Raw genomic sequence first — 20,553 nt, forward strand, 5'->3', positions numbered from 1 at the left:
CAAACTAGACCATATTCACGCCCTAATCTTTTGATTATAAGCTTACGACCCGATACCCCAAATTTTGAGCATCTAATTTCTGTCTTAAAGTTAACGTAACTTTTTCTAGTTTACTTTTATCTCTACCTCTTGCTGCGTTAACTGGTAAATACTCAGTGAGAACATCATGTAAACTCATAGCACAATCTTCAAAACCCACTTGTTTTAAAAATTGCACTGTTTGACAAATGCGGTCCATATTATGGTCGTATGTTGCCTTTTCCCACCTACTTTGAGCTTTAACTTCATCAGTAATAGAAACTCGATTACCTTCACGTTTCAACCCCCAGAAATCCAGCATAAAATCTAAACGTGCTGCAACACACTGTTGTAAATGCTCGCTCTCTTGTATCTCAACCGCCATAGGCTTGGTTAGTAAAGCGCCTTTACCTTTGCTTTCATGCTTTTGACTTGTAGGGAAAAGTAACTGGAAATAGCTTTTGTTTCTGTCTAGTACATCAGGCTCCATGTTCCTAATTTGTTCAAATGTGTATTTTGCACCGGGGGCTTGGTAAGCATCGTCCTGAAGAGATTTCAACCAATGCTTTGTCATTGAGTTTTCAACTCTAGGCGAGCGTTCGGCTGTCGAACTCACTTTTACTCGAGGAAGGTTATGTCCTGAAGCAGTATGCTCTTCTAGCAAGCTGGTTCTCTCATCAGGAAACGATACAGGTGGCGAGACTATAACAGTGGGGGTTGTTGGTAAATTTATCCAAGTAAGATCTTTATTTAATGTAACTATTTCATCTTGATTATCATCTACAATGGCGAAACGATAGCGCCCTTCACTTTCTAGTGTAACCTTAGGCCTTAACTCACTCTCATTTCCAACATAACTCATGAACTCTGCCATAGCGTACATTGCTTCCCTGCAGTATTGAGCGTGATAAATTTGATATATCGCGTGTGTTGCTCTTACCTTTGATGTTCCGCAAACCCAGTCTTTTGCCTTATCACCGGATGTAGTCGAATCCACAAGGTCTTTTTCTTTCCTTAAGCTCATTACATGCCTAATCTCAGCTTCAGTTATACTTCTGGATGACGGCAGGCAACAATTAGTACTCGATAAACTAACAGCAACACCACTCATAACTTTTCCACATCAACTTACAATGCGGCTAATTTAGCAAGAATGGCGTGTTGATAGTGAATTATGAACAGAATTTAACGTATTAGACTGGATTAGGAATATCTATAAATTGATGCTTCAAATCAAATTGGTTAGCAAGGTGTTCTCCAAGAGCCTGAATGCCGAACCTTTCTGTAGCATGATGTCCTGCAGCAAAATAATGAATCCCTTGCTCAACAGCACTATGGAAAGTTCTTTCAGAAACTTCACCGCTGATATAGGCATCAACGCCTAGTTGAGCAGCTGTATCGATATAATCTTGTGCACCACCAGTACACCAAGCAATAGATTTGATTACTTGCTTTACATCCCCGATATGGAGCGCTTCTCTGCCAAGGGTTTGCGTTAACTGATTTTTGAATTCACTAGCCGAAATAGCTTTGCTCAATTCGCCTTGCCATAGTAGATCTTGCGAGACACTTTCAACAACTTGAATATTGTGTATTCCTAGCTTTTTCCCTAATTGGACGTTATTTCCAACTTGATGATGAGCATCAACAGGCAAGTGATAGCCCATCAAATTAATGTCGTTAATTAACAGCGCCTTAATTCGCTTCTGTTTCATTCCGGTAATGACTTGTGGTTCACCTTTCCAAAAATACCCATGATGTACCAAAATCGCATCCGCATTTACCTCAATTGCGGCATCGATTAAAGCTTGGCTGGCTGTCACACCAGTTACTATGTTTGATATATTATTCTTACCTTCTACCTGCAAACCGTTAGGCGCGTAATCCTTAAATTTGAATGTTTGTAAATAATCATCAAGGTATTTTACCAATTCATCACGAGTTATCATTTTATATCTCACACGAAAGCTATTAGTTTTTTTTGAATTTTATCACGCTAAAACCTGCTATTTGACTCTAAATTCGGCGAATGACGCTGGAAATTGGACATTTTCCACAAATAAACGCTAAAATCACTCAATTGTTTTGTAACAGTTTAATAATAATTAGGTTATAACCCATGGCGACATTAAGCAAAGAAGAGACTATCTCAGCACTCACGGCAGCAATAAAAAAGCATGAAGGTCGTGATGTAACCATAGAACAAAAGGGAAGCTGGTATAAAATTGATGGTGGTAAGTCAATGCGTTTCAGCGAGCTAGAAACTATGCTTGCATCATTTGGCTCTGAAAGCAGTCCTGTTGTAGAAGTAAAAAAAGAAACGGCTAAACCAAAGGCTGAGAAAAAAGCAAAGCCTTCTACAAAGAAATCAGCTGATAATACAGAAGGAAAACTACCGAAAGAATATTGGTTAGACTACCTATTCTCTTTAGGTGGCACAGTTACCCTTCCACGCGGCTTCTAAGCTGAATTGATAGCTTTACTTCAATAAAAAACCTCCGTTGCTGGAGGTTTTTTTATTGCTACATCGCTTTGTCGACTCTCACAAACCCTGTTAAATAAACAACTCTGACTTTATCTTTTGGATGAAATACCATCCCTGGATCAAAGTCCTGAATTACCCGAACTGTTTGTCCATCGTCTTGTTTTATCATTAACTCAACTAACTTATAAGTTCTATACTCGGGCCGGTGGTTATTTCGAGCGATTCCTCCACCAATGATCGCCCCTAAAGCTGTTGCTACATCTCGCCCAGAACCTTTACCAAATTGATTCCCGATAACGCCACCTAACAAGGCACCTCCAAAAGTTCTCCACCCTTGATTTCTGTCTTTTATTAGTTCTTGCTTGGTAATATTACGTACAGAAATGACACCACCGTATACTACTTTTTCTACGGGCTGCGCTGTATTTCGATCGTATGGGCCAGCAAACGTATAACTGCTTAATATCAGTAATATTAATAGAAAATAGTTTATGGGTTTTAACATAGGTCGATTTCCGTTAAGTTATAAACATTGATGACTTCAATAAAGTACGAATTTGCAATCATTAACTTTTTTATCCGATGACACTGTTTCCTTTCCACCTGTCAATCACGCTCTTGATGAGCCTAACGGCTTATTAGCTGTAGGCGGTGATTTAAGCTCGAAGCGTTTGTTACAAGCTTATTATAGTGGTATTTTCCCATGGTTTAATGAAGACGACCCTGTCTTATGGTGGTCACCCGATCCAAGAGCAATTATTCTTCCCGGCCAACTCCATATCAGTAAAAGTTTAGCTAAGTTTAATCGAAGACATAACTGGAAAATTACCATTAATCATGCTTTTGACCAAGTCATACATCAATGTGCAAATCTTAGAGCCGATGAACAAGGTACATGGATTACAAAAGCCATTGAGCAAGCATACATCAAACTTCATCATTTGGGTCAAGCACACTCAATTGAAGTTTGGGAAAATGATGGACTTATTGGTGGTTTATACGGCATTTCAGTAGGTAAAGTGTTTTGTGGAGAATCAATGTTTCACACTAAGACCAATGCCTCAAAAATTGCCATGATAGCCTTAGATATGCATCTACAAGCTTCAGAGTATGAATTATTGGACACCCAACTTATGAACCCACACTTGCAGAGTATGGGAGCAAAAGAAATATCCCGAAAAGACTTTATCCAGCTATTATCAGTATTAAGAGAAAAAAATACAGTTTCAGACTGTTGGAAACCCGTTGTATTGAGGGAGTAAGTCATGACAGAAACAACGTCACCCAAAGAAAACGCGATATATTTGGGGTTAACTCAAGCATTTCCCTGCAGTTATCTAGATGATAAACAAGAACAGTTACTCACTCTGACAGACACTGTTGTTGAAGCAGGTTTATATGAGCGCATGCTCGGTCTGGGATTTCGACGCAGCGGTAACGCCATATACAAGCCACATTGCCCAAGTTGTTCAGCCTGTCAGTCCATCAGAATTCCTGCCATAGACTTTAAACCATCGCGCCGACAAAAACGGACTTTAAAGCAAAATCATCAGTTTACATGGCGCCATACAACCCAAATAAATTCAGACTATTACCCTCTGTACGAAAAGTATATTAATAAACGTCACCAAGATGGTTCTATGTATCCTGCATCTCAAGAACAATTTGACCAATTCTTGTTATGTGACTGGTTAAACGATAACTATATTGAAGTCTATGATGAGAAACGCTTAATTGGTGTTGCTGTTATTGATGTTTTAAGTAAAAACATCAGTGCGATTTACAGTTTTTTTGATCCTGAATACCATAAACATTCTTTGGGTAGTCATATGATTTTGCTAACCATCGAACTGGCTAAGCAACTTAATAAAGACTATGTTTATCTTGGTTATCAAATTGATGCTTGCCGAAAGATGAATTACAAAACCAAGTATCAGCCGTACCAATTACTGACCGATGCGGGTTGGCTTATTCAAGAAGAGCTTTCTCCATAGTCATAATCTTGTCAACCAGCTGCTGAAGGTCATGTTTTATGCACCGCCCCTTTACTTACATCAGAAATTGGGGCATGATACGCCCGATTTTATATTTGAAGGCTAATGGGATACTTAATTAATGGCGAAAGAAGACAACATTGAAATGCAAGGCACAATCCTTGAGACCTTGCCAAACACAATGTTTCGTGTAGAACTTGAAAACGGTCACGTTGTGATTGCACACATTTCTGGAAAAATGCGCAAGAACTACATCCGCATTCTTACTGGAGACAAAGTCACCGTGCAATTGACTCCTTACGACTTAACTAAAGGCCGTATCGTATTCCGCGCACGCTAATTAGACTTCACTCCTAGATAAGAATATCTAGATAATAAAAAACCCGGATAAACCGGGTTTTTTTGTAGCTAGTACTAACGCTAATTTACTAGTTTTTCTTTGCTCTTTGCTGTAACGACTATTTCACCATCTTTTGCATCAATATAAGCCGTTCCTCCAGCTTCAAGTTCACCAAATAGAATTTCATCTGACAAAGGACGCTTGATCAATTCGGTAACGACACGACCCATAGGTCTTGCTCCCATGGCTTTATCATAGCCTTTTTCTGCTAGAAGCGTTCTTGCTTCATCACTGACTACCATAGTGACAGACTTTTCATCTAACTGAGCTTGAAGCTCTACTAAGAACTTATCAACCACTTTGGCAATGATGGTCATGTCTAAATGGTTAAACCATATAATTGAATCTAAACGGTTTCTAAACTCAGGAGAAAAGACACGATTGATTTCAGCCATGGCATCGGCACTGTGATCTTGCTGCTGGAAACCAATAGATTGCTTTTGTGTTTCTTGAACACCCGCATTAGTCGTCATAACCAGTGTCACGTTTCTAAAATCGGCTTTACGACCATTGTTATCAGTCAGTGTACCGTGATCCATAACTTGTAAAAGTAAGTTATAAACATCGGGGTGCGCTTTTTCGATTTCATCCAACAAGACGACACAATGAGGTTGTTTAATAACCGCATCGGTAAGTAATCCACCTTGCTCATAGCCAACATACCCTGGAGGCGCTCCGATTAAACGAGCAACCGCATGAGCTTCCATATACTCTGACATATCAAATCGAACGAGCTTCATGCCTAAGCAAGATGCAAGTTGATTTGTTACCTCAGTTTTACCCACACCTGTTGGACCTGCTAATAAAAAGCTACCTACAGGTTTAGTTTCATTCGATAAACCACTTCGAGATAAACGGATTGCCGACGATAAAGACTCTACAGCTTTATCCTGACCAAACACCACCATTTTCAAATTGCGCTCAAGATTTTTAAGTAAATCTTTATCCGAAGCGGTAACGGTCTTCTCAGGAATGCGAGCAATCTTGGCAATGATTTCTTCAATCTCAGTTTGACCGATTGTCTTCTTGCGCTTGCTTTGCGGTTGCATCGCCATTCGCGCACCCGCTTCATCAATCACATCAATGGCTTTATCGGGTAAGTGACGGTCATTAATATGCTTATCCGATAATCGAGCGGCAGCACTTAATGCTGACTGTGTGTACCGAACAGCATGGTGTTCTTCATACTTTGGTTTTAACCCTTTTAAGATCAAAGTCGTTTCTGCAACGCTAGGTTCTGTAATATCTATCTTTTGAAAACGGCGTGCCAAAGCCTTATCTTTATCAAAGATATTTTGGAACTCTTGGAATGTGGTCGACCCCATACAACGCAAATTTCCGCTAGAAAGTAACGGCTTTAATAAGTTAGAGGCGTCCATTACGCCACCAGAAGCAGCACCAGCCCCAATTATGGTATGAATCTCATCAATGAATAAAATGGCATGCTCATCTTCTGCTAATTCTTTCAGCAGCCCTTTAAAGCGTTTTTCGAAATCACCACGATATTTAGTTCCTGCAAGCAAAGCTCCCAAATCAAGCGAATAAACTGTGGCATTTTTGATCACTTCAGGGACTGAATCGGTATGGATGAGGTAAGCCAAACCTTCTGCAATTGCGGTTTTGCCTACGCCAGCTTCCCCAACTAATAAAGGATTGTTTTTACGGCGACGGCAAAGGGTTTGAATGGTACGCTCTATTTCTAGGTTTCGCCCGATTAAAGGGTCAATTAACCCTTGTTCAGCTTGTTTGTTTAGATTGGAAGTAAATTGAGCAAGTTTACTGGTGTCTTCTTCTGACTCGGTCTCATTTTCTGTCGGTTCGAAACTCACCGAGCCATCTTCCGGATCTGATTTACTCACTCCATGCGAAATAAAATTAACCACATCCAAACGTGTAATATCGCAACGACGAAGCAAATATACAGCCTGTGATTCTTGCTCACTAAATATGGCCACCAATACGTTAGCACCAGTAACTTCGTTACGACCTGAAGATTGTACGTGGAATACTGCACGCTGCAATACACGCTGAAAACCAAGAGTAGGCTGCGTTTCTTTTTCTAAATCTGGTTCGGTGAGGAGCGGAGTTGTCTGGTTGATAAAGCGTTCAACTTCATTTCTGAGTCTTTCTATATCAGCACCACATGAAACTAAAGCTTCACGAGCAGAAGGATTATCCAGCAACGCCAACAATAAATGCTCCACAGTCATGTATTCATGCCGTGATTCTTTGGCTTGTTGAAAGGCCACATTTAATGTGACTTCAAGATCTTTATTCAGCATAGGCGCCCCCAAAAAAAATTCCCATACTCTTAGCGTAATCTATTTTCATATTTTCTCTAGCGTGCATAGTAAAGGATGTTCATTTTCCCGTGAAAACTGGTTTACTTGCACTACTTTTGTTTCGGCAACATCAAGTGTAAATACACCACAAATTCCTTTTCCTTTGTGATGAATTGCAAGCATGATCTCCGTTGCTTCTTCAACATTTTTGTTAAAAAATATCTGTAAAACGTCAACAACGAAGTCCATAGGGGTATAGTCGTCATTATTTAATACCACTTGATACATAGATGGTGGACGAAGTTCGGTTTCAAGACTTTCCTCTAATTCTTCAATGCTACCCACGTTACTCATTATCTGGTCATACCTCTTCTAAAATAGCCGTAAATACTACAGGCTTTGTCAAAAAAACACACTCTTGTTATATTTTTGTTAATTTTATCTTGACATCTTCTTTTCATAATTACATTCTGGTTGCCGAGCGGTGATCGTTTCCCCGCTATTTAGTTTTACTATCTTAACGGGAAGTTGACAACAGAAGGAAGTGGAAGTATGGCAAGCGGAACTGTGAAGTGGTTCAACAACGCCAAGGGATTTGGGTTTATTTGTCCTGATGAAGGCGGCGAAGACATTTTTGCACACTATTCAATTATTGATATGGATGGGTATCGTACCCTAAAAGCTGGGCAACCAGTAGAGTATCAAGTTGAACAAGGCCCCAAAGGCATGCATGCATCAGCAATTACGCCAGTAAAATAATAAAAAATTTGGGCATTTAACCAGTAAAAAAGGCAGGTTTAAACCTGCCTTTTTATTTACTCGCTTCACAGCGTGGCTGAAAACTAATTCTCAGCCACACATACTCATTAAGCCAAAATAGCGTTTAGAGTTTCACTTGGACGCATTGCCGATTCAGTCATAGCAACATCTGGACGATAATAACCACCTAAATCTACTGCCGGGCCTTGTGCTTTATTTAGCTCAGCAACAATCTTATCTTCATTGGCAGAAAGCTGCTCTGAAATTGCAGTAAACTGCTCAGCAAGAGCTGCATCTTCAGTTTGTGCTTTCATTGCATTAGCCCAATACATAGCCAAGTAGAAATGGCTACCACGGTTATCCAACTCACCAACACGGCGTGAAGGCGACTTATTGGTATCTAAGAATTGGCCAATCGCTTCATCAAGTGCTTTTGAAAGCACCATAGCTTTTGCATTGCCTGTGTTTTGGCTTAAGTGCTCTAATGAAGCGCCTAATGCTAGAAACTCACCTAAAGAATCCCAACGTAGATGGTTTTCTTTTTGAACCTGCTGAACGTGCTTAGGTGCACTACCACCAGCACCAGTCTCGAATAAACCACCGCCATTCATTAGAGGAACGATAGAAAGCATCTTCGCACTGGTACCAAGCTCTAAGATTGGGAACAAGTCTGTTAGGTAATCACGTAACACGTTACCGGTAACAGAAATTGTATCTTTACCTTCTTTAATACGAGTTAAAGAGAAACGCGTCGCCTCTTGAGGAGCCATGATGTAAATCTCAAGACCAGAAGTATCGTGTTCTTTTAGATATTCATTTACTTTAGCAATTAACTGAGCATCGTGAGCACGTTCTTCATTCAACCAGAATACCGCTGGGGTACTAGTTAGACGCGCACGATTTACGGCAAGTTTCACCCAATCACGAATTGGCGCGTCTTTAACCTGACACATACGGAAAATGTCACCTTGAGCAACAGTTTGCTTCATTAGCTCGTTACCGGCAGCATCAACTACAGTCACAACACCATCAGCTGACATTTCAAACGTTTTATCATGGCTGCCGTACTCTTCTGCTTTTTGAGCCATCAAACCAACGTTTGGTACGCTACCCATAGTGCTTGGATCAAATGCACCATGTTCTTTACAGAAGTTCACAGTTTCAGCATACACACTTGCGTAGCTACGATCTGGGATCATGTACTTGGTATCTTTTTGCTTACCATCTGGTCCCCACATTTGACCCGAGCTACGAATTGCCGCAGGCATAGAAGCATCGATAATGATGTCACTTGGCACGTGTAGGTTGGTAATACCACGATCAGAGTCAACCATAGCTAATGGAGGACGAGCAGCATAGACAGCTTCAATATCAGCTTCGATTTCAGCACGTTTTGTTTCTGGTAAGTTTTGAATTTTTGCTACAACATCACCAAAGCCGTTGCTTGCATCTACACCCAACTCTTCAAATTCAGCAGTATATTTATCAAAAACAGGCTTGTAGAAAGCTTTTACGCAGTGACCGAACATAATCGGATCTGACACTTTCATCATGGTGGCTTTCAAATGAAGCGATAGCAATACATCTTCTTGTTTTGCTTTTTCAATTTCTGCTTCAAAAAACTCAACCAAAGCTTTTTGGCTCATCACTGCCGAATCAATCACTTCACCTGTTTGTAAAGCAATACCTGATTTAAGGGTAGTTTTGCTGCCATCGGCTTGGGTAAGCACGATATCAACTGAGGTTTCATCAGCAATAGTCACTGATTGCTCAGAGCTGACATAATCACCGTCTGCCATGTGTGCTACGTGTGACTTAGAATCTTTTGCCCAAGCACCCATTGAATGTGGGTTCTTTTGCGCATAGTTTTTTACTGATTTAGGCGCACGACGGTCTGAGTTACCTTCACGAAGCACTGGGTTAACAGCACTACCTTTGATCTTGTCATAAACCGCTTTTACTGACTTTTCTTCATCCGTTTTCGGTTCATCAGGGTAATTTGGTAACTCATAACCCTGAGCTTGTAGTTCAGCAATACACGCTTTTAACTGAGGGATAGACGCACTGATGTTTGGAAGCTTAATAATGTTTGCTTCTGGTGTTTTTGCCATTTGACCTAACTCAGCCAAAGCATCACCTATACGCTGCTCTGGTTTGAGGTACTCAGGGAAGTTAGCGATCACACGACCAGATAAAGAAATATCACGAGTTTCAACATTTACACCAGCAGCTTGAGTGAAACGCTTAATGATTGGCAATAAAGAATATGTAGCCAATGCCGGAGCTTCATCAGTTTCGGTATAAATGATAGTTGGAGAATTATCTTTCATTTTGCTTCCTACTTTTTACGGGTAGAACACTAGAGTTCCCTATAATGGGCACGAGGTTAAAATTTTGGATGAATCATCATAGCGAATCGATCGCATAAATCAAATTCCAAACAGGAGAAAACCCTTGTAAACTGTCAAGTTAAACTCACATGCTCGATTGTAACAGTGACCTTTAAACGCACCACAGCAGCGAAACGCCCCCATTACGCCAAAAAAAATGCACGCTCTAACCCGCGCAAACATAAACAGGTAGTACCACCTGAAGAAAGAAAATTAGTGCTTTTTAATAAGCCATTTGACGTACTTTGCCAGTTTACTGATGACGAGGGACGTAAAACATTAAAAGATTTTATTCCCATTCCTGATATTTACGCCGCTGGCCGCTTAGATAGAGACAGCGAAGGCTTATTGTTACTCACTAACGATGGTAAGTTACAAGCAAAGCTCACTCAGCCTAAAAAGAAGACCTTTAAAACCTATTGGGTTCAAGTTGAAGGTGATCCTAGCGAGTCCGATTTAGACAAATTGAGAATTGGCGTCACCTTAAAAGATGGCCCAACGCTTCCCGCTAAAGTTCGAAAAATAGATGAGCCCGATTTTCTTTGGCATCGCATACCGCCTATTCGTGAGCGAAAAAACATACCCACTCAATGGCTTGAGATTCAAATTCACGAAGGTCGAAATCGACAAGTTCGCCGTATGACTGCACATATCGGTCATCCCACGTTAAGATTATTGCGCTATAGTATTGGAAGTTATTCCTTAGATAACCAATCTGGCTCAAGATTACAGCCGGGTGAATACAGAATAATTCCACTGAACACTTAATAAAAAGAGGGTTTCTATGGCTGAACGTTATAAACCAAATGTCACCGTTGCTGCTATTGTCGTATGGCAAGACAAGTTTCTTATTGTAGAAGAAATCATTGACGGTCAAACCGTTTACAACCAACCAGCCGGTCACCTAGAGCCACAAGAAAGCTTAATTAAGGCTTGTGAACGAGAGGTGACCGAAGAAACCGGCATCGCCGTAAAATGCCAGTCCATCACTGGCATTTATCAATACCAAGCCAATCCCGATTTACAGTTCCTTAGATTCACCTTTCATTGTATTGTTAATCAATACGGAACCACACTAGAACCACCTCAAACTCGCCCGCAAGACCCTCAAATTGTTGCTGCACATTGGCTAACACATGACCAAATTAAAGCCATAGAGCCTCAACTTAGAAGCCCGCTTATTCTAAAGTCGATAGAGGATTATTTCGCCAGTAAAAGCGCTACATTACGTATTCTATCTGATGAATATTTATAAAGGTTTTACATAGCTCTACACCTGATACCGTGATAAAATAGCGCTCCGAATTTTTCGGAATATAGGCAACAGCCTCAGTTATGATTCAAACTCGGTTTCAGGATTTATGACATCTACAATTCCCTCTTCAAATGGTAAAAAAGTCATCGTTGGTATGTCTGGCGGTGTGGATTCTTCAGTTTCAGCTTATCTATTAAAACAGCAAGGTTATCAGGTAGAAGGCCTGTTCATGAAGAACTGGGAAGAAGATGATAATGACGAATACTGTGCCGCTGCGGAAGATTTAAAAGATGCTCAAGCAGTTTGTGACAAGCTTGGCATTACCTTACACACAGTAAATTTTGCAGCTGAATATTGGGATAATGTTTTCGAATACTTTTTAGCTGAATATAAAGCTGGAAGAACGCCTAACCCAGACATCATGTGCAACAAAGAGATCAAATTTAAAGCATTTCTTGATTTTGCAGATGAAATATTAGATGCCGACTACATTGCCATGGGGCACTATGTTCGCCGCCGTGATATCGACGGCAACACTGAAATGCTTCGTGGTGTAGATGGTAACAAAGATCAAAGTTATTTCTTATACACGTTAAGCCACGATCAAGTCGCCCGAAGCCTTTTCCCAGTAGGTGAACTTGAAAAGCCTGAAGTGAGAAAAATTGCTGAAGAACAGGGCTTAGTTACCGCCAGCAAAAAAGACAGTACTGGTATTTGCTTTATTGGTGAGCGTAAATTCACTGAATTTCTATCTAATTACTTGCCAGCAAAACCTGGAAAAATCGAAACAACAGAAGGTAAAGTGATCGGCGAACATCAAGGTTTGATGTATCACACCCTAGGGCAACGTAAAGGTCTAGGTATTGGCGGCCTAAAAGACAGCTCTGAAGCGCCATGGTATGTGGTTGATAAAGATCTTGAACGCAATGTACTTATTGTCGGCCAAGGCGGTAAGCACCCTCGCCTAATGTCTGTAGGTATGAAAGTAAATCAGCTTCATTGGGTTGATCGAAAAGGCCCAGAAAACGGCAGTAAAATTACCGTTAAAACCCGCTATCGCCAACAGGATGTACCTTGCCATATATCATATATTGACGATCAAACCATTCGCGTCATGTTTGACGAACCTGTAGCAGCAGTGACTCCCGGACAATCTGCGGTATTTTATGACGGTGAGGTGTGTCTTGGTGGCGGTATTATTGATGTTTTAATAAAGGACTAGCTCATGGATAAGCAAAGCTCGGAGCAAGCCATCGCATTTGCAGGAATACTTTATGCGCTTAAACAAGTGCAACAAGTAGCCAGAACCGATGAATATGATACGGAATCTGTTGAGGCTAGCTTAAACACCCTGTTAGTTACCGATCCAGATAATATCCTAGATATCTATCAAGATCGCTCAATTGTTATTGATGGCTCTAAAGCCATCGTTGATCAATTAGAAAGTGACAAAAAAGATATGGAGCTGACTCGCTATCTTGTTGGTGTTCTATCTTTAGAGCGCAAATTAGCTCGCTCTGGTCAAATGGGAATTCTTGCAGAGCGCATTTCTCAAATTAAACGTCAAACCGCTCATTTTAATATTAATGACAACCAAATCATCAACAACATCGCTAGCATCTACAGTGATTTGATCAGTAACCTTGGCCCCAAAATCATGATTATAGGTAACCCCAAGATACTACATAAAGATATCACCCAAGAACGTGTTCGAGCATTACTGCTTTCAGCGATAAGAAGCGCCGTATTATGGCGCCAACTAGGCGGCAAACGCAGAGAGTTGGTTTTCTTTAGAAAACGCATGATCAATGCCGCAAAGCATAATTTAAAAAATATATAAACAACAACCCTACAAAGTATGAGCACAACAGCACCTTTGCATTTCGCATTGAGAAAGCTTTGGCTAAATACTTACTTAAAGTTCATTAAGGAGCTTACGATGGAACTTTCCGCACTAACTGCGATCTCTCCGGTAGACGGTCGTTATGGCAGCAAAGCTGCAGAATTAAGAGAGATTTTCAGCGAGTTCGGTCTTACCAAATACCGTGTTCAAGTTGAAATCAACTGGCTTAAGCTACTGGCAAGCTGTGACGGTATTTCTGAAGTACCTGCTTTTAGTAATGAAGCATTGGCATTACTTGATAGCATTAAAGATAGCTTTAGCGAGCAAGATGCCATGCGCGTTAAAGAAATCGAACGTACAACAAATCACGATGTTAAAGCGGTTGAATACTTCATCAAGGAAAAAATGGCGGGCAATGCTGAGTTAGAAGCCATTAATGAATTTGTTCACTTTGCTTGTACTTCAGAAGACATCAATAACTTGTCTCATGGTTTGATGCTAAAAGAAGCGCGTGAGCTCGTACTTGTTCCTTATTGCAACAAAGTCATTAATGCTGTTAAAGCCCTAGCGAAAGAGTTCCGTAGCGTTCCTTTAATGTCTCGTACTCACGGTCAACCCGCCTCACCTTCCACTCTTGGTAAAGAAATGGCTAACGTTGCTGTGCGTCTTGAACGTCAACTCAAGCAAATTGAAGCCGTTGAGCTTATGGGTAAAATCAATGGTGCAGTGGGTAACTACAACGCTCACCTATCGGCTTACCCACTTGTAAATTGGCATGAGCTTTCTGAAACCTTTGTAACCAGCCTTGGTTTAACTTGGAATGCTTATACAACTCAAATTGAACCACACGATTACATTGCCGAAATCTTCGACGCTGTTGCTCGTTTCAACACTGTATTGATCGACTTTGACCGTGATATCTGGGGTTACATCGCCCTTGGTCACTTCAAGCAAAAAACCATTGCAGGTGAAATTGGCTCTTCAACTATGCCACACAAAGTTAACCCTATCGATTTTGAAAACTCTGAGGGTAACTTAGGTATCGCTAATGCGTTAATGCAGCACCTAGCCAGCAAATTACCTGTATCTCGCTGGCAACGTGACCTAACGGACTCTACAGTATTGCGTAACCTTGGTGTGGGTATGGCTCACTCAGTGATTGCTTATCAAGCAACATTGAAAGGCATTAGCAAGCTGCAAGTGAACGAAGACAATACTCGTAACGAACTGGACCAAAACTGGGAAGTACTAGCAGAGCCAGTACAAACGGTGATGCGCCGCTATGGTATCGAAAAGCCTTATGAAAAGTTGAAAGAACTGACTCGTGGTAAGCGTATCGATGCAGATCAATTAGCGACATTCATCGACGGTTTAGAATTACCAGAAGATGTAAAAATTGAACTTAAGAAAATGACTCCTGCTAACTATATAGGTCGCGCTGAAGCCTTTGTAGACGACCTGTAATTGTGTATTTCAAGCTAAGTTGTTTTAACAGCTTAGCTTGATGTTTTTTCCTTAATGAGCTTGCGTAAGCTAATCATTTTCCATTGTGTTCTGTTCAACCTCTTCTGCTAATAGAGAACTTAATGACTCACAACTTCCTTCACCTTGACCTACTAATGAACTGGAACGGGAATCAGCTTTTTCATCAGTAAGCAGATTATGGCCTGGTCGCCATACAGCCTTTGTTACTGAGTGATACTTATAAGGCCAAGAAGGATGCACTGAAATTAAGCGCTGCATAGAAGCTGAATAGTTATTGTTAATCCATTTAGGCTGCTCACTTTGTTTATCCTTAAAGAAGCAATGGATTTTATTATTGTCGTCTTTGGTTAGATGAAATTCGTGAGGTATCTTATGCTCACCGATCACAACTAGTGCTTCGAATTCAACCTTTCCTGTATCTACAAGATGCTCAATTTTGGGGTTGAGCCAGTCCTGAGCGCCTTCATTTATTACAGAGTAATTTGAACCATCCCAAGCTAGGTTTGCTTCACCAAGTGACATTTAACTTACCTTTACCATGTTTCATATTAAATATCAGTATATTAATCATCAGCTTAACCTAAGCTAAATATCTATTAGGTTTTATTTTTACAACAAGCATTAATAGAATCATGGACAAGTTCCCATTTGATTTCTAAAATCCCAATCTTTCAACTTTGCAGCTAAGAGCATTCATGATCAGCTTAAACTTCGATATTCAATCTTTTTTAAAACAACATTGGCAGCAAAAACCCATTGTTATTCGAAATGCCATTAAGGATTTTGAAGATCCCATTACCGCTGATGAACTTGCAGGCTTAGCGTGTGAAGAAGAAGTGAGTTCACGGGTTGTTGTTACCGCCGATAACGATTGGCAAATTATTCAAGGACCTTTTGAAGATTACGAGCAATTTGGCGACCAAAAATGGCAGCTTTTAGTTCAAGCTGTTAACCATTGGCATCCTGAAATAGAACCTCTGGTTGATGCATTTAGATTTATTCCAGACTGGCGCTTCGATGACGTTATGGTGTCATTCGCGACCCCAAATGGTGGCGTGGGCCCCCACATTGATAATTACGACGTTTTTATTTTACAAGGTGAAGGTCAACGTGCATGGAAAGTGGGCGATAGAGGCAATCATCAACAACGTAATGGCGATAAAACTACAGCACTTGTGGAAGATTTTGAGCCTATTATTGAAGTAACACTTAATAAAGGGGATATCTTATATATTCCGCCCGGCTACCCTCACTGTGGACAAACACTCACCAATGCGATGAGTTACTCACTTGGGTTTCGTGCACCGAGCCAGCAAGAGTTAATCTCTGAAGTTGCTGATTTCCTCATTGATAATAATTCTGGCTTACAACGCTTCACTTCAGACAATGAAACTTGTGTTGCCGGAAGTGTAGATGAAGCCCACCAACAAAAGTTAATGGGATTGCTAAGCGCTCTTTGCTCGCAGCCAAAAGCCTATCAGCCTATCTTAGGACAGTTACTGAGCCGCAACCGTTTTGATTTAGATGTAAGCCCTGATGAAAACATTGACCCTGAAGCCTTAGTCGATGCAATTCAAGCAGGTGCGGTGATTCAACGTATTGGCGGTTTAAAGGTACTTCGTTTAGAAAACGATGCTGAAAAACGATTGTTTATTGATGGTGAACCCTACTCACTAAGTACAACTGATGAGTCAGTGTTAGGCTATTTAAGTGAAAATTTCTTGTATGAAAACGAATGGCTATTAATGAATCTTGACAACACTGAGTTACAGGAGTTTTTGGTAGATATTTTAAAGATGGGTTACGTATATCTGTCTGAATAAAACAGTAAACTACGGGGCAATAAAATCATTGCCCCGCATCAAACTTACGCTTCTTGCCAAAGTTTGTCATCGGCTTGCATTTTATAAAGGTCTTCAGCTCTAGAGATCAATAGATTTGCATATTTGGCTTGAGTTGGCTCTCTTGTGACCCCAGTTCGAATCAAGTTTTCAGCCTTCATTTGCCAAGTCATCGAGAAATGACGAACGGCCTCTCGTGCGGTTTTAGCAACGCTCACTTCAACGATATCTGATGGCAGATCACCAGATAATACCCAGTATGTTTTTTTAGTAGGTTGCTTGGTTTCCATTTTCCAAAGCGCGATAAATGGAACTAGGTAACGACTTTCTTTATCGTGAACTTTATGAGGAATAATGCCTTTTTCGGCCATGAAGCGATTGGCTTTTTGAAATTGCTCCCTAACCCACGCACTTTGTGCTTGTTCAATCTGTTCTTGAGTAGGTTGTGCTGGTTGAGTCATACTCGCCTTCATACCAACATTCATATCTTCTTTTTTATCAATTACTTGTTCCGTCATTATTACTACCTTTTATAATTATTGTCCTTGCTACTAGAGCTTTTTTAACCACTTATTGTTTGTTATTTGATATCTACGTAGCATTTATCTACAAAGTGGAAAGCAAAATTGCCACATTCCTCAAAATATTTACATAAGGGATTTTGTTCAGAGTATCGCTAAATGCTAATGTTTCGCAACAAATATAACAAGGTCTCATAAATAAGATTTTATTAAGAGACAAGGATCAACAGATCCTAAGATTCTTTGGAGAATAGAAATAGTGGCAGTTTTTGATAGCGTGTCTTTCGACAATCACGAGCAAATTGTACATTGTCATGATAAAGAGACAGGTCTAAAAGCGATTATCGCTGTGCATAACACCAACCTAGGCCCAGCATTCGGCGGTTGCCGTATGTGGAACTATGATTCAGACAAAGAAGCGCTAAACGATGTGCTTCGTCTGTCACGCGGCATGACTTACAAGAATGCACTTGCAGGATTAAGCATGGGCGGTGGTAAATCAGTAATTATTGCCGACCCTAAAAATATCAAAGACCGTGAAGCCCTATTCCGTGCTTTTGGTCGTGCTGTTCACAAATTGGGCGGCAACTATTATTCAGCTGAAGATGTTGGCGTTGGTACCGCTGATATCATGATGGCACATCAGGAAACCCCTTTTGTTGCAGGCTTAGAAGGTAAAAGTGGTGATCCATCCCCATTTACCGCTCTAGGTACTTATTTGGGAATTAAAGCGGCGATTAAACACCAACGCGGCTTAGAGTCACTTAAAGGCATTAAAATCTCCGTGCAAGGTGTTGGCCATGTAGGTTACTACCTATGTAAACATCTACATGAAGAAGGTGCTGAGCTTTTTGTTACCGATATCAATCAAGACAACTTAAACAAAGTTGCCAACGACTTTGGTGCAACTATCGTCGCTCCTGAAGAAATCTACGACTTAGATGTTGATGTTTATGCGCCATGTGCATTAGGTGCAACCATTAACGACGATACAATCCCTCGTATTAAAGCCACGATTGTTGCAGGTTGCGCCAACAACCAGTTAGCGGAATTGCGCCACGGCGACAAGCTAAAAGAACTAAACATTCTTTATGCTCCTGATTACGTCATCAACGCTGGCGGCATCATCAATGTATCATTTGAAAATAATTATGATGCTGCGGCATCTACTGCGAAAGTAGAAAAAATTTACGACACTCTACTTGAGATTTTCAACCGTGCAGATGCAGAGAATCGTACGACAAATGTTGTTGCAGATGAAATGGCTCGTGCCATCATCGAAGGTGCAGCTAAGTAAAAAATATCAATCTATAAATGAAGGGAGCTAGATGCTCCCTTTTTTATGTTTATAACTGGAAATTTCCTAATTTTTTGCTTGAATTAAACCTAATCAAGATCCAAATTGTTCTGCTCTGAACTGCCTGTATTGGTTCTCTTAATTTTTAATCAAATTAGTAAAGAAGAATACAGCTATGGTGCGATTCCAATACCAAGTCGATCAGGATAGTGTTGAATTACAGGCCAGCAATTGGTTTGGAATGGAAAGGTTAATTGTTAACGGCGAACAAGTAACTCAAAAAATCAACATCAACAACACATCTAGTCACCAATTTAAACTTTCAAATGGCAAAAATTGTCGGTTTCAGATGTTTGTCGATCCTATTACCGAAGGACTGGTTTGTCGAATTTACAAGAACGAGCAATTAGTAACCAGTTTAAAGCAAACCAAAACAAGCTTAAAATCGAGTCAGAAAAAATTACAACTTGGTTTACTTCTCACTGGTTTTATTTCTATTTTGTTTTTTTTAATCTTGCAGTGAAATGCCGCAAAATACGCGGCTCATATTCAAAATCTAAGCCTATGACCTCATGCCGACGTTTAAAGACTTCAATAATAGCATCCGCTATATAATCCATATGATCATTGGTATAAGTTCGTCTTGGAATAGTCAGCCTTAACAATTCAAACGGAGATGGCTTTTGCTCTCCTGTTTCTGGATCACGCCCAAGCAATAATGAGCCAATTTCAACGCCACGAACTCCAGACTCTAAATACAATTCACAAGCTAGAGCATGCGCTGGAAACTGCTGTGCTGGTATATGAGGTAACATCCTTCCAGCATCAACAAATACGGCGTGACCACCTGTGGGATATTGAATTGGAACACAAGCCTCTCGTAAGCGTTCACCAAGGTACGCGACTTGTCCAATACGATAATTCAGCATGTCCTCATTACAACTGTCTTCAATCCCTATCGCTAACGCTTCCATATCACGCCCAGCAAGACCACCATAGGTGACAAAGCCTTCCATTGGTACACAGCGTCCTTGGCAAGCTTGAAATAGAGTTATGTCGTCTTTTATGCACAACAAGCCTCCGATGTTTACCATGGGATCTTTTTTCGCAGAAAGCGTCATCATGTCGCCATAACTGAACATTTCCGCCACAATCTCTTTCACCGATTTATCCTGATAACCATCTTCTCTTTGTTTAATAAAAAATGCATTTTCAGCGTAACGTGCTGAATCAATAACAACAGGAATGCTGTGTTTTTGAGCGATGGCACTCACTTCTTTAATATTCGCCATTGAAACAGGCTGGCCACCAGAGCTGTTACAGGTAACAGTGATAATAATCCCAGCAACATTCTCACCACCATGAAATTCAATTTGGTGATTTAACGCTTCAATATCAAAATCCCCTTTCCACGGGTGAAAGGTTTCGGTATCTAAGGCGTTCTTAGTAAGGGTATTAATCGCTTTGGCACCACTGATTTCAACATGGGCCGCGGTAGTATCAAAATGATAGTTAGATATGAATACAGGTTTATCACTACCGCATTTTTCAACAAGACACGGAAACAGAACTTGCTCAGCCCCTCGCCCTTGATGTACAGGCATAACATATTGATAGTCAAACATATCTTGAGCATTTTGTTCTAAATGGAAAAAGTTACGGCTGCCTGCATAAGACTCATCTCCCACCATCAAACCAGCCCATTGGCGATCACTCATCGCGCCTGTACCAGAGTCGGTTAATAAGTCGATATAAACGTCTTCGCTGCGTAATAAAAAAGGATTGTTACCAGCTTCGGCTAAGGCTTTTTTTCGGTCGTAAAAGTCGGTAACACGAATAGGTTCAACCATTTTTATTCTAAATGGTTCAGGTATACGTTTCATTGTGATTTCTCCAATTGTTAATAGATAAGATTCAATTGGAAAACAATTAGAACAGCAGGGAATTTTTAGATAGCTCGTGGTCTAGCACAAACCACTTCAA

22 protein-coding genes are annotated in these 20,553 nt (G+C 40.5%); 13 read left to right on the plus strand and 9 right to left on the minus strand.

The features are described 5' to 3' along the window. Window positions 1-34: 34 nt before the first annotated feature. Both E2H97_RS10585 and E2H97_RS10590 read right to left on the minus strand, forming a co-directional pair. Window positions 35-1,042 (minus strand): opioid growth factor receptor-related protein, encoded by a 1,008-nt coding sequence (locus E2H97_RS10585; RefSeq protein WP_170308289.1) that lies wholly within the window; start codon window positions 1,040-1,042, stop codon window positions 35-37. Between the two features lie 169 nt (window positions 1,043-1,211). Then, on the minus strand, window positions 1,212-1,964 hold the full coding sequence (locus E2H97_RS10590; RefSeq protein ID WP_133408621.1) for a Nif3-like dinuclear metal center hexameric protein: 753 nt from the start codon (window positions 1,962-1,964) through the stop codon (window positions 1,212-1,214). Window positions 1,965-2,137: 173 nt separating this feature from the next. Here E2H97_RS10590 and E2H97_RS10595 point away from each other — a divergent pair, with 173 nt between their 5' ends. Further along, entirely contained in the window at window positions 2,138-2,482 is a 345-nt protein-coding gene (locus E2H97_RS10595) for a hypothetical protein (protein ID WP_133407111.1), read from the plus strand. 58 nt (window positions 2,483-2,540) lie between these two features. Here the strand turns inward: E2H97_RS10595 and E2H97_RS10600 are convergent, their stop codons facing one another. Further along, window positions 2,541-3,008 (minus strand): outer membrane lipoprotein, encoded by a 468-nt coding sequence (locus tag E2H97_RS10600; RefSeq protein WP_133407112.1) that lies wholly within the window; start codon window positions 3,006-3,008, stop codon window positions 2,541-2,543. Window positions 3,009-3,060: 52 nt separating this feature from the next. Between E2H97_RS10600 and aat the strand changes: the two genes are divergently transcribed. The 3 genes from aat to infA all read left to right on the plus strand — a co-directional run bounded on the left by aat (window position 3,061) and on the right by infA (window position 4,837). Further along, complete coding sequence (gene aat, locus E2H97_RS10605; RefSeq protein WP_133407113.1) at window positions 3,061-3,765, plus strand: leucyl/phenylalanyl-tRNA--protein transferase; 705 nt, start codon at window positions 3,061-3,063, stop codon at window positions 3,763-3,765. A 3-nt stretch (window positions 3,766-3,768) separates the two neighbouring features. Beyond that, a complete protein-coding gene (locus E2H97_RS10610; protein WP_133407114.1) occupies window positions 3,769-4,497 on the plus strand; it encodes an arginyltransferase in 729 nt (242 codons plus the stop codon). A 121-nt stretch (window positions 4,498-4,618) separates the two neighbouring features. Then, window positions 4,619-4,837, plus strand: coding sequence for a translation initiation factor IF-1 (gene infA / locus E2H97_RS10615; protein WP_006081934.1), 219 nt, complete (start codon window positions 4,619-4,621; stop codon window positions 4,835-4,837). Between the two features lie 80 nt (window positions 4,838-4,917). On the opposite strand, the gene clpA is transcribed toward infA, so the two are convergent. Next, window positions 4,918-7,179 (minus strand): ATP-dependent Clp protease ATP-binding subunit ClpA, encoded by a 2,262-nt coding sequence (gene clpA / locus E2H97_RS10620; protein WP_133407115.1) that lies wholly within the window; start codon window positions 7,177-7,179, stop codon window positions 4,918-4,920. Window positions 7,180-7,224: 45 nt separating this feature from the next. Beyond that, complete coding sequence (gene clpS / locus E2H97_RS10625; protein WP_133407116.1) at window positions 7,225-7,533, minus strand: ATP-dependent Clp protease adapter ClpS; 309 nt, start codon at window positions 7,531-7,533, stop codon at window positions 7,225-7,227. A 198-nt stretch (window positions 7,534-7,731) separates the two neighbouring features. Between clpS and cspD the strand changes: the two genes are divergently transcribed. Continuing rightward, the gene (gene cspD / locus E2H97_RS10630) at window positions 7,732-7,938 is read left to right on the plus strand and encodes a cold shock domain-containing protein CspD (protein WP_133407117.1); all 207 of its coding nucleotides are present in this window, start codon (window positions 7,732-7,734) and stop codon (window positions 7,936-7,938) included. A 107-nt stretch (window positions 7,939-8,045) separates the two neighbouring features. Here the strand turns inward: cspD and E2H97_RS10635 are convergent, their stop codons facing one another. Beyond that, window positions 8,046-10,268 carry an NADP-dependent isocitrate dehydrogenase gene (locus E2H97_RS10635; RefSeq protein ID WP_133407118.1) on the minus strand — a complete coding sequence of 741 codons (2,223 nt, stop codon included), beginning with the start codon at window positions 10,266-10,268 and terminating at the stop codon, window positions 8,046-8,048. Between the two features lie 165 nt (window positions 10,269-10,433). Here E2H97_RS10635 and E2H97_RS10640 point away from each other — a divergent pair, with 165 nt between their 5' ends. From E2H97_RS10640 to purB, 5 genes are all read left to right on the plus strand, one after another. Continuing rightward, entirely contained in the window at window positions 10,434-11,096 is a 663-nt protein-coding gene (locus tag E2H97_RS10640; RefSeq protein ID WP_246028992.1) for an rRNA large subunit pseudouridine synthase E, read from the plus strand. 16 nt (window positions 11,097-11,112) lie between these two features. Next, window positions 11,113-11,583 (plus strand): NUDIX hydrolase, encoded by a 471-nt coding sequence (locus E2H97_RS10645; protein WP_133407119.1) that lies wholly within the window; start codon window positions 11,113-11,115, stop codon window positions 11,581-11,583. 106 nt (window positions 11,584-11,689) lie between these two features. Further along, entirely contained in the window at window positions 11,690-12,805 is a 1,116-nt protein-coding gene (gene mnmA, locus E2H97_RS10650) for a tRNA 2-thiouridine(34) synthase MnmA (protein WP_133407120.1), read from the plus strand. Window positions 12,806-12,808: 3 nt separating this feature from the next. Beyond that, complete coding sequence (hflD, locus tag E2H97_RS10655; protein ID WP_133407121.1) at window positions 12,809-13,423, plus strand: high frequency lysogenization protein HflD; 615 nt, start codon at window positions 12,809-12,811, stop codon at window positions 13,421-13,423. Window positions 13,424-13,522: 99 nt separating this feature from the next. Next, complete coding sequence (gene purB, locus E2H97_RS10660) at window positions 13,523-14,890, plus strand: adenylosuccinate lyase (RefSeq protein WP_133407122.1); 1,368 nt, start codon at window positions 13,523-13,525, stop codon at window positions 14,888-14,890. Window positions 14,891-14,959: 69 nt separating this feature from the next. Here purB and E2H97_RS10665 read toward each other — a convergent pair whose 3' ends face one another. After that, a complete protein-coding gene (locus E2H97_RS10665) occupies window positions 14,960-15,433 on the minus strand; it encodes a hypothetical protein (RefSeq protein WP_133407123.1) in 474 nt (157 codons plus the stop codon). Between the two features lie 173 nt (window positions 15,434-15,606). Here E2H97_RS10665 and E2H97_RS10670 point away from each other — a divergent pair, with 173 nt between their 5' ends. Continuing rightward, window positions 15,607-16,734, plus strand: coding sequence for a cupin domain-containing protein (locus E2H97_RS10670; RefSeq protein WP_133407124.1), 1,128 nt, complete (start codon window positions 15,607-15,609; stop codon window positions 16,732-16,734). A gap of 44 nt (window positions 16,735-16,778) precedes the next feature. Here the strand turns inward: E2H97_RS10670 and E2H97_RS10675 are convergent, their stop codons facing one another. Then, window positions 16,779-17,270: a DUF4826 family protein gene (locus E2H97_RS10675; RefSeq protein ID WP_133407125.1), complete on the minus strand. Its 492-nt coding sequence runs from the start codon at window positions 17,268-17,270 to the stop codon at window positions 16,779-16,781. A gap of 262 nt (window positions 17,271-17,532) precedes the next feature. Between E2H97_RS10675 and E2H97_RS10680 the strand changes: the two genes are divergently transcribed. Both E2H97_RS10680 and E2H97_RS10685 read left to right on the plus strand, forming a co-directional pair. Next, on the plus strand, window positions 17,533-18,570 hold the full coding sequence (locus E2H97_RS10680; protein ID WP_133407126.1) for a Glu/Leu/Phe/Val dehydrogenase dimerization domain-containing protein: 1,038 nt from the start codon (window positions 17,533-17,535) through the stop codon (window positions 18,568-18,570). 175 nt (window positions 18,571-18,745) lie between these two features. Continuing rightward, the gene (locus E2H97_RS10685) at window positions 18,746-19,093 is read left to right on the plus strand and encodes a hypothetical protein (RefSeq protein ID WP_133407127.1); all 348 of its coding nucleotides are present in this window, start codon (window positions 18,746-18,748) and stop codon (window positions 19,091-19,093) included. Here E2H97_RS10685 and E2H97_RS10690 read toward each other — a convergent pair. Then, on the minus strand, window positions 19,065-20,453 hold the full coding sequence (locus tag E2H97_RS10690) for a tryptophanase (protein ID WP_133407128.1): 1,389 nt from the start codon (window positions 20,451-20,453) through the stop codon (window positions 19,065-19,067). The genes E2H97_RS10685 and E2H97_RS10690 overlap by 29 nt on opposite strands. Window positions 20,454-20,553: the final 100 nt, after the last annotated feature.

The organism is Parashewanella tropica (assembly GCF_004358445.1).
In the GTDB taxonomy this organism is placed as follows: Bacteria; Pseudomonadota; Gammaproteobacteria; order Enterobacterales; family Shewanellaceae; genus Parashewanella; species Parashewanella tropica.